The organism is Acidiplasma cupricumulans (assembly GCF_001402935.1).
Taxonomy (GTDB): domain Archaea; phylum Thermoplasmatota; class Thermoplasmata; order Thermoplasmatales; family Thermoplasmataceae; genus Acidiplasma; species Acidiplasma aeolicum.
The window spans coordinates 1-10,080 of the sequence record NZ_LKBH01000265.1; the positions used below are offsets into that span (position 1 = coordinate 1).

Annotated in this window: 12 protein-coding genes; 5 read left to right on the forward strand and 7 right to left on the reverse strand. The window is 35.1% G+C overall.

Annotation, left to right across the window (positions count from 1 at the left end):
- Positions 1–120 precede the first annotated feature (120 nt).
- From AOG55_RS07095 to AOG55_RS07105, 3 genes are all read left to right on the forward strand, one after another.
- Complete coding sequence (locus AOG55_RS07095; protein WP_055041087.1) at positions 121–996, forward strand: EamA family transporter; 876 nt, start codon at positions 121–123, stop codon at positions 994–996.
- Positions 997–1,078: 82 nt separating this feature from the next.
- Complete coding sequence (locus tag AOG55_RS07100; RefSeq protein ID WP_055041088.1) at positions 1,079–1,441, forward strand: DsrE family protein; 363 nt, start codon at positions 1,079–1,081, stop codon at positions 1,439–1,441.
- A gap of 183 nt (positions 1,442–1,624) precedes the next feature.
- Positions 1,625–2,137 (forward strand): hypothetical protein, encoded by a 513-nt coding sequence (locus AOG55_RS07105; RefSeq protein ID WP_048102385.1) that lies wholly within the window; start codon positions 1,625–1,627, stop codon positions 2,135–2,137.
- Here the strand turns inward: AOG55_RS07105 and AOG55_RS07110 are convergent.
- The 3 genes from AOG55_RS07110 to AOG55_RS07120 are packed head-to-tail and all read right to left on the reverse strand — an operon-like array spanning position 2,124 to position 4,257.
- A complete protein-coding gene (locus AOG55_RS07110; RefSeq protein ID WP_054963832.1) occupies positions 2,124–3,209 on the reverse strand; it encodes a 5-(carboxyamino)imidazole ribonucleotide synthase in 1,086 nt (361 codons plus the stop codon). The two genes, AOG55_RS07105 and AOG55_RS07110, sit on opposite strands and share 14 nt — an antisense overlap.
- A complete protein-coding gene (gene purE / locus AOG55_RS07115; RefSeq protein WP_055041089.1) occupies positions 3,206–3,673 on the reverse strand; it encodes a 5-(carboxyamino)imidazole ribonucleotide mutase in 468 nt (155 codons plus the stop codon). Before purE ends, AOG55_RS07110 begins: the two co-directional genes overlap by 4 nt.
- Before the next feature lie 53 nt (positions 3,674–3,726).
- The gene (locus tag AOG55_RS07120; protein WP_055041090.1) at positions 3,727–4,257 is read right to left on the reverse strand and encodes a DUF4382 domain-containing protein; all 531 of its coding nucleotides are present in this window, start codon (positions 4,255–4,257) and stop codon (positions 3,727–3,729) included.
- Between the two features lie 179 nt (positions 4,258–4,436).
- Here AOG55_RS07120 and AOG55_RS07125 point away from each other — a divergent pair, with 179 nt between their 5' ends.
- A complete protein-coding gene (locus AOG55_RS07125) occupies positions 4,437–5,210 on the forward strand; it encodes an NAD-dependent epimerase/dehydratase family protein (RefSeq protein WP_055041091.1) in 774 nt (257 codons plus the stop codon).
- 107 nt (positions 5,211–5,317) lie between these two features.
- Positions 5,318–6,511 carry an MFS transporter gene (locus AOG55_RS07130; RefSeq protein ID WP_048102380.1) on the forward strand — a complete coding sequence of 398 codons (1,194 nt, stop codon included), beginning with the start codon at positions 5,318–5,320 and terminating at the stop codon, positions 6,509–6,511.
- Between the two features lie 107 nt (positions 6,512–6,618).
- Here the strand turns inward: AOG55_RS07130 and AOG55_RS07135 are convergent, their stop codons facing one another.
- The 4 genes from AOG55_RS07135 to AOG55_RS07150 are packed head-to-tail and all read right to left on the reverse strand — an operon-like array spanning position 6,619 to position 9,819.
- Positions 6,619–6,996 carry a succinate dehydrogenase gene (locus tag AOG55_RS07135; RefSeq protein WP_055041092.1) on the reverse strand — a complete coding sequence of 126 codons (378 nt, stop codon included), beginning with the start codon at positions 6,994–6,996 and terminating at the stop codon, positions 6,619–6,621.
- Entirely contained in the window at positions 6,997–7,389 is a 393-nt protein-coding gene (locus AOG55_RS07140; protein WP_048102378.1) for a succinate dehydrogenase, read from the reverse strand. It abuts the gene before it with no gap.
- Positions 7,386–8,105 (reverse strand): succinate dehydrogenase iron-sulfur subunit, encoded by a 720-nt coding sequence (locus AOG55_RS07145; RefSeq protein ID WP_054963787.1) that lies wholly within the window; start codon positions 8,103–8,105, stop codon positions 7,386–7,388. Before AOG55_RS07145 ends, AOG55_RS07140 begins: the two co-directional genes overlap by 4 nt.
- A gap of 10 nt (positions 8,106–8,115) precedes the next feature.
- Positions 8,116–9,819, reverse strand: a complete 1,704-nt coding sequence (locus tag AOG55_RS07150) for a succinate dehydrogenase/fumarate reductase flavoprotein subunit (RefSeq protein ID WP_055041093.1) — start codon at positions 9,817–9,819, stop codon at positions 8,116–8,118.
- Positions 9,820–10,080: the final 261 nt, after the last annotated feature.

The following is a 10,080-nucleotide window of genomic DNA, read 5'->3' on the forward strand; positions in this document are numbered from 1 at the left end:
TTATCATTAATCAAGTATTATAAAATTAAAATAAATCGATTTTTTACTCCATTCCAGCTTATAAAGTTTTTAATTTCGTGTTAAATATAAATATTAGATAATATTAACTGTGCTGAGATAATGTTTCAGTACATAATATTTCCATTCGCCGCACTTGCAGTATGGACTGCATCAAACACAATCATTAAGGGTTTAACATCAAAAATTAATCCCAATATTGTTTCCATGATAATTGTTGGCTCCGGCATTTTACCAATGCTTATTAGTATTATGATGTCGCCCGTGCACTCATTTTCAATTTTTCTTATTGTAATGTCGGTATTTTCAGGAATTTTTTTAGGACTTGGATATATACTATTTTATAAATCTTTAAGGGGCGCAAACCTTGGAAATGCAGCGGTAACAATAAATGTACAGCAAATAGTTGTAATTCTCTTTGGTTTGAGCATTTTGCGTGAAAAATTAACATCATTAATTCTGCCGGGAATTATACTTATAATTTTTGGATCAATACTTGTCACAGTAACAAGGGGATTTAAGGTCGATAAGGTATTATTAATCGCTGCCGCCGCAAATATAATTTGGGGAATTTATTACATCCCATTAACATTTGCCATAGCATCGGTCCACTCATCCCCTGTGCCACTACTGCTTTCCAGAATTATAGGCTTTTTCTCTGTTTTCATCATATTTAATATAAGGCCAATAGTTAATGGCATCAAAATGAAAATTTCTAAAAATAATATTAGAACAGACCACATTGCATTCATGATTATTTTAATATCAATAATAGCAGGCATACTTGATGGTTCAGGTAATGTATTATATGCATTTTCCATTCAATATGGCATACTGGTTATAGCCGGTGCCATTATAGCAATGCTTCCTGTATCCCTTGCATTATCAGGCCGGATTGTTTATCACGAAAAGCTAAGGCTGAGACAGTACACTGGAATTGCTTTATCCGTTCTTGGTGCAATTATTATAGTAATTTAGATCGTTAAATAATATTTTAGTTATAATATATAAAAAAACGAAATACGACAAAATATTTATAAATTATATACATATGATATACATGGCTGATAAAATTATCTTTGTAATAGAAACAGGAAGGGAGAACATGGCAAAACTCATGGCCAACATAGGTATGGCAACAAAGATGAAGGAATATGAAAAAAATATGAAGATAGAAATGATATTTTTGACCCCTGCAGTTTCAGTCTTAAATAAGGACCAGGCATTGTACAGGCCCATACTGGATACTGTGTGGAAGGCAAAAAATACCGGCATTAAAATTATTGCATGTGAGACTGCAATGTCCAACGTTGGGCTTACAAGGGAAAAAATACCTGAAAACCTTGTTGATGAATTTGCCCCAATAGGTGGGATATATGTTTTAAATAAAATAAAGGAGGATTACGAGACATTCTGGATTTAATATTTCCTCAATACTTCTAATTTAAATTTATTGCAATAATATACTGTAAACACAATAAATTAAAAGATTTAAATAACACACCAAAAAATTTTAATTTTTTGGTATAATATGTAGTTATATTTTATTATTTGCATAATATGTTTATTATCAATAAATAATTATAACAGATATCTATGTCATACTATGTGGGACTACGCCAATAAAGTTTTCGAGCCATTTCCAGCTGAGAAAAAGATAATTCAGAAGATGATAAGCATAGGCCTCAGCATCAGGGAGCTAGACGACGAGATTAAAATTTTCTGTGATGAAATTGAAATTAAGCCGAATTCAATTGCTAGGGCCTATAATGTTGACAGGCGCGTTGTAATAAATACCTTAAAAAGAATAAAAGAAAATAAGGAATTGTATGATTTCTTTACAAATTTAAAACCTGTTGCCGATTTTTCCGATTCAGGTTCAAAAATGGGTTTTGGCGTCATAGAGATAATACCTGATAATGCGGCAAAACCAGGAATTATTTCTGGGGTAATTTCTGTTATTTCAAAATATAATATAAGCATAAGGCAGGTTATTACCGATGACCCTGATTTGATTGAGAACCCAAAGGCCGTTGTTGTTACATCAACACAGCTATCAGGTGATATTATAAGAGAAATAAAAAAGGTTGATGGTGTTAAGGGGGTTACAGTCCTATGAAATTATCAAGATTATTTCCATAAATTAAATTCATTAAAGTATTTATTTTGTTGTTAACATCATTAAATGTGTCGCCAAAGACATTTATATGCCCCATCTTTCTTTTTATCCGTATTTCTTCCTTATGATACCAGTATATATTTGTACCGCCCATTCCAAGTATTTTTTTTATTTTATCATCAATGGATGTACCAATAATGTTTAATATGCCTGATGGCCTGAAAAGCACCGGCTTCTGAATGGGAAGGTCAGCCACTGCAAGTATATGTTCCTCGAACTGTGATATTGATGAACCTAAAAGTGTATGATGCCCGGTATTATGTACCCTTGGTGCGTATTCATTTATTAATATTTCATTGCCAGTTACATAGAATTCTATACCCATAACACCAATATAGCCAAGTTTATCCATAAGTTTTTTTGCCATTTCAGGCATTTTATTATTACCATCCAATGGGGCTATATTATAAATAAGAATGCCGTTTTTATTGTAATTGAAGGATGGATCAAAAAACTGAAAATTTCCATTGCTGCCCCTAACCGCTATTATTGACGCCTCATAATCGTAATTTATAAATTTTTCCACAACAAATGGTCCAGAGTCCTGGCATTTTAAACTATCTGTATTTTCATTGATAAAATACTGCCCCTTGCCATCATATCCACCACGGCAGGTTTTTATTACAGCCCTGCCCATCCTCTTTGCCGCCCTGAATGCAGATTCAAAATCCTCGTGGTATTCATACTGTGCAATTGGGAAACCGTTTTTTTGCAAAAAATCCTTTTCAAGAGATCTATCCCTTTTTAACTCAACTGTTTTTATATCTGGTCTTAATTTTCCTGATGAACTTGCATATTCAAGAGTTTTCTCATCAACATGTTCAAATTCAAATGTTATATAATCACAGGAATCAACGAACGTTTTATACTTATCCGTTGTAAAAAATTTATCTGCTATGTATCCGGCAGGGCCCTTTTCTCTGTCTATAACATAAAACTTAAAAGGATATCTCTTCATGGTAATTATCATCATGTATCCAAGCTGGCCTGAACCTATTATTCCAATAATCATAATTTCTCACCAAGAACCTTATTTTTTTGATCCACCATGAATTTTTCCAGAAACATTTTTAATTTATCATATTTTATTGATAATATTCTAACAGCAAGCAGGGCCGCATTTTTTGAATTTCCTATTGCCACCGTCGCAACAGGAACACCTGACGGCATCTGTACTATTGATAAAAGAGAATCAAGTCCATTTAGATTCCTTGATGGTACTGGCACGCCAATTACGGGCAATGTTGTCATGGATGCTACCATACCGGGAAGATGTGCCGCCCCGCCGGCCCCTGCTATGATAACCTCTATGCCATTATTTATTGCATTCTTTGCATATTCAAGCATAAATTCTGGTGTTCTATGGGCCGATACAATTTTATATTCAACCTCTACACCAAAAAATTTTAGGGTTTCAATGGCATCCTTCATTGTTTCAAAATCTGAGCTGCTGCCCATGATAACTGCTACCTTCATAAAACATAATATAATAATATTTAATAAAATTAATTTAGCAATAAAAATAATTTTTATTTAACGATGACGCTGGCGCTCATATTAAATACTCCTGCTGTGGAGCTGCTTAAATGTATATTATCTGTTAGGTTAAACTCTATTATTGCAGTTGTGGTTCCGGCATGTGAAACTGAAAGTGTGTTAATTACCAGTGCGAAGGAATGGGCAAGCTTCAATGTTATATTATTCCCAAGTATATCTATGGTTACCTTACTAATGTATATTTTTATCATATTAAATGTTCCAGAATGAACTGTTATGTTTGAAAGGAAGGTTGCATTTGATAAAGCCACATCAAATATGTTTACAGTTTTATCATGCAGTGAATAATTGTACCAGCCTGTGCTGTTTGATGATGCCTTATCATAATGAAGTGCTATTGCAGAGAATGTTATGTAAACGCCTGTTGCACCGGATAGGGATATCCCGGAATCAGCAGCCTCCAACCTCAACGTGCCATGAGTTTCATAATCGTATCCATAATATGCTATCCCGCCTATTACAATAATTATAATTGCAACAGCAATTATCTTTTTCAAATTCATGCATTTATAACGAAAATTTTCTATATAAATATAACTGATGGATAATCTCATTTAATATCATGTTTTAAATTTAAAACTTTACTCAGGATTTTCTTATTGCTATTACAAAAATTTTCAAACTACAATTGCTTAAAAAAGAAAATGGAAAATATCTAATATGAATTTTTGAATACCATTATATGAAAATTCTTGTAACCGGCCATAGAGGTTTTATTGGTGGTCATATATATAATTATTTAAAATCAAATAATTATGAAGTATACGGCTATGACCTTGGAGATAAATTAGAGGATGTTAAATATGATTATATAATACATATGGCTGCAAGAGGTTTAATAAGGCTATCAACAAAATTTCCATATGAATATTATAAGGATGGCCTTGATCTAACCATTAAGTTTCTGGAACTGGCCAGAAAAAATAATTCAAAGTTTATCTTTCCATCATCAGGTTCAATTCAGAATCCCACAAATCCATACTCCCTCGGAAAAAAGAATGCTGTTGAATGGATAAAATTGTATGGTAAATTATATAATATGGATTATTATGTTTTAAAATTTTATAATATATATGGTGAGAATGCAAAAAAGGGTGCTGTGTATTTATTTACAAAAGCCGCTTTGAATGGTGAGACTGCAACTGTTTATGGTGATGGCACACATATAAGGGATTACCTGTATGTTGGTGATGTTGTTAAACTTATATATAATATAATAAACAATAAAATTGTACCTGGTGAATATGATGTTGGTTCAGGGACTGGAACATCAGTTAATGATTTAATTAAATTAATTGAGGGGGTTACCAATAGGCCCATAGAATATGTTAAAAAAGATTATATTGTGGATGAGGCTGATAATCTTGTTGCCGGAAATACTGTTATTAAAGACCCTCTGCCATTGAGTAATGGAATAGAAAAAGTAATGAAATGCATTGAAGATAGTAAATTATAATATTTTTTGTTATGGTAATATCCAGAATAATTATTATTCAGGGCCATAGTAAGGATTATTTACAAAATAATTCAATAAATTTATAAATTTGATTGTCATTATCTAGCATGGATAATATTAAAAAACTGATACCTTACTGGTTCTTTGTGTTTACAATTGGTTTCGGCTGGTTTATTATCTCACCGGTGGTTCCCGAGCTCAGCAAATTGCTATCCACCAATCTTTCCGGAATATTGCTGGTGCTGTCTGCATATGGATACACAATGGCTATTATAGGTCTCATAGCCGGAATTCTATCTGCAAAATTTACTGTTAAGTCTGCCCTTTATCTGGCAGTAATATTTTCAGTGATAGGCTTACTGGCAAGGGCATTTTCAAACAATTACATGGAATTTCTAATTTTCTCATTAATGGCGGCAACGGCATATCCATTTTCACTTGCGCCTGTTGGAAGTATTGCGGAATCAATGGATCCTGTTAAGTCAGCAACCATAGCAGGCCTAAGCATAGGATTTCTATTCTTAGGCATGTCAGCCGGGTCATTAATTGGGCCGTACATATTTATAGCACTTGGGATCAGGGGAATTTTATTGCTCCCTGCAGTGCTTGCCATAATTGCATCAGCCATTTTAATCCCAGTGCTTAAAAGCTATCCGGCCAGATACAGGGGGAAATCGTTGAAAGGTTCTTTTAAGATAGGCATGTTAAAAAACTGGTATGTTGGATTATCCATGGCATCAATATCAATTCTATTTGGAGGAATAGCATCAACAGTTCTTGGATTTCATTTCAGTGCATTAACAGCACTTAAACTATCAGGCCTTCTTAGTGGTTTGGAATTTTTGGGATCTGCAATAGGCGCTCTTTTACTACCATATATTTTTGAAAAATATAAAATGTTAAGGACAGGCACAGTTGCCTCCGGTTCAATGTCTTTTATATTTGGTATGGTACTTCTTATTTCAATGGTTTATACAAACATTGAATACCTAATAATCGCCTCATTTTTTATCTTTGGCTTCTTTGGAAATGCCTTCTGGGTGCTCGCACTGAACTCAATAATGAACTACGTGGATGATCCGGCAAGGGCCGGGTTTGCAACATCAATGTACAGTGTGGCCACAAATGTTGGTGTTGCCATAATACCAGTTTTTGTCGGTGCGGAATTTTCAAATACAAAAACAGTGCTGTACGGCATTGTGCCTGCAATAGTAATTGTGCTTCTGGCATTTGCCGTATCTCCATTCCTTGCATCATCTGGAATGAAAGGCAAAAATATAACAGAGGAGGAAACAGCCTGAAGATAATTTTTTAGATTTAAATTACAGGACAATTTTATAATAATTTAAAAAATTTTTTAATTCATAGGTTTTTATTAAAAATGTATGCCATTTTAATACTTTTAAACTCATGGAATTGCTATTCTTGAAACTGCAAGCGCAAGTAATGTTTCATAAATTGCTGTGACCACATAAAGCACTGATAATGAATATTTTATTAATGCCCTTGATTTTTGTGAGTCAAATCTGTCATATAATATACCGCGCACACCATTAAGTCCATGATATAAAACTATGTATGTAAAAACAATATAAAAGGCAAGCCAGTAACCATTATGAAGATTCTCCAGAACCGCGGTAAAAAATCTTATGGGGTGCCCGAAGTCTATATTTGCCAGATACAGGTGAATTCCCAGGAAGAATATTAAAAATACGCCTGTAATTACCTGCAGGAGCCATCCCAGCGGGCCGAGCCCTTTTAATCCACTTGAATTTTTATTATTCATCTAATGACCTCCCAAGAATAAATACGCATAGTATAAAAACAAAACAAGAAGGACCATAGATATGGATTCATATGCATAAAAAAATAGCTTATGGTGTTTAAGGCCTATGCCAAACTCATTTAATGCAAGCCTTATTCCATTTGCACCATGGTAAAATATTACAAGGGCCAGAAGCATATCCATTACTATGAATATATCAAAGGGGCCGTATGTGATATTCTGCACAAGTGAGTTGTAGGTTGTCCTACCATCAAGCAGGCTTGACAGGAATATCAGGTGCATGTATAAATAAATAACTATGACAAGGCCGGAAAACCTCTGGAATGCAAAGGCGAAATATCCTGTCCCCTTATCCTTAATATTAAACCATCCCGCTATGCCTGTTTTATTCATTTCTTACCACCCATTATATTTTTTAATTCATATTTTAATCCCTGCACCCTCAATTTCTGTATTGCAAATGATGGCCTGACATCCTTGGGGCAGGCCTCAGTGCATTCACCGGCAAAATGGCATCTTGATGTGCCATCATCGCTGTTCGCTATATCTATTCTATACATTATTCCCTGATCACGGTTGTCAATATTGTATCTGAATAAGGCCGTTAATGGTGCCGGTCCTAGATAATTTTCATCGGTGCCAACAACAGGGCATGCCGCCATGCATAATCCACATTTAATGCACTGTGCATACTCCTTAAATTCATTGAACTGCTCTGGTGTTTGGGGTATTTCAGCACTGTAATTTCCATCATCATCCCTTATAATGTAGGGTTTTACCTTTTTGTATTTATCAAAGAATGGGTCAAAATCGACTACAAGATCCTTAATTACATTATAATGTGGCAGTGGACTAATTTTTATAATATCTGAGTGAAGGCTTGCAAGCTGTGTGGAACATGCCATTCTGGGCCTTCCATTAATTTCCATGCCACAGCTTCCACATATTTCCATTCTGCATGAATACCTGAATGACAGTGTTTGGTCTATATTCTCTTTTATATAAAGCAAGGCCTCAAGAACAGTGGAAGCCTTATCCGCCGGGACATTATAATTATCGTAATATTCATCTCCGTGTTCATTCCTTCTTTTAACCATTAGTTTATACATTTTAAACACCTCAGTAAACCCTCGGGGCAGGCTTCCATTTAGTAATTGTTACAGGTATGTAATAAAATTCAGGGCCATTTACTGTATATCTTGCCATTGTATGCTTAAGGAAATTTGTATCATCACGTTCCGGAAAATCTATACGGTAGTGGGCCCCACGTGATTCCTTCCTTAACAATGCACCCTTTGTTATAATCTCTGAAAGTTCAAGCATAAATCCGACCTCAAGTGCCCATTGAAGTTCTATGTTAAATGTCATTGATTTATCCTCCACTGATATGCCCCCGTACCTTGATTTAAGCTGTTTAATCCCCTTAAGGGCCGTTAAAAGCCCATTTTCGTCCCTGAAAACACCCACATATCTGTCCATTAAAGCCCTCAAATCTTCCCTGATTGCAGCAACATTTTCACCGCTGTTTCTTTTTAGTATTGCATCATATATCCTGTTTTCCTCATCCAAAACCTTGTTCATGTTTATATCAGGAATATTCCCTGACATTGCAAATTCAGCCGCCCTCTTTCCAGCAACATTGCCAAATGCAAGGCATTCATTGGTGGAGTTCGAACCGAGCCTGTTGCCGCCGTGGATGCTTACAGCAGCATTCTCGCCTGCACTGAATATTCCTGGAACCGTTGTCTCGGTATTAACATTAACATGTATCCCACCCATTGTGTAATGCGTTGCCGGCCTTACAGGTATTGGTTCATTTGCCGGATCTATATTATTGAATTTTCTTGCTATATCCGTAATCATTGGTAGTCTTTCCTCAAGCTTATCTGCTATGCCGGTTAAATCCAGGTTAACATACTCAATATCTCCATATTTACCCTTAATTCCATTGCCATTCTGCAGCTCCCACATTATGGCCCTGGATACAATATCCCTTGGCGCCATATCCTTCTTTGATGGGGCGTATTTTTCCATGAACCTCTCGCCCTTATTATTTACAAGAAATCCCCCATCTGCCCTGGCACCCTCGGTTATAAGTATTCCCGATGGAACAAGGCCTGTGGGATGGAACTGTATGAATTCCATATCCTTCAGGGGCAAGCCTGCGCGGTAGGCTATTGCATCACCATCACCGGTGACAAAATGTGCATAGGTGCTAAATTTATACAATCTTCCGGCACCACCGGCTGCAAAAATAAGGGATTTGGCCTGAAAGGCCAGAAACTCTCCAGTTTTTATGTTTATTACTGTTAGGGCGTTAAACCTATTGTTATCAATAATAAGCGAGGTAACAAAATACTCATTATAAAAATGTATATTATCATATTTCAATGCCCTTGAAAAAAGGGTCTGCATCACATGGAATCCGGTTTTATCGGCTGCAAATGTTGCCCTTGGAAAGCTAAGCCCCCCAAAATCTCTTTGGGATATTGTTCCATCAGGATTCCTTGACCATGGGCACCCCCAGTGATCTGTTGTATATATCTGTTCCGGCACCAATCTTACAAATGTTTCAACTGCATCCTGGTCTGCAAGGTAATCACTGCCCTTAATTGTGTCATATGCATGAAGGTCAAAATTATCCTTTGGGTTTAGCACAGCACTGGTACCACCCTCTGCAGAAACCGAATGGGACCTAATGGGGTAAAGCTTGGATATAAGTCCAACACTAATTTTACTGTCATATTCTGCAGCTGATATGGCTGCCCTAAGTCCAGCCATACCACCTCCTATAATAATTATATCCTCCTTTATTACCTCCAATTTATCACTTCATGCTTAAATGCATTCAATTTATAAAAATATTATTGGCTGTTTTAAAGGTTTTATAAAAATATATTAAAACATTTTATTTAAAACATAAATACAAAAATTTAATAAATAATAGGAAACATATTTTTACTTATTATATTAAAATATTTTCAAAATATTCCTTGATAAGATCATCATAAATTAAAGTTAATGTACATAATATAACACTAAATAAAAATTTACGCAATTTAATGATTATAGATCGGAAGAGCG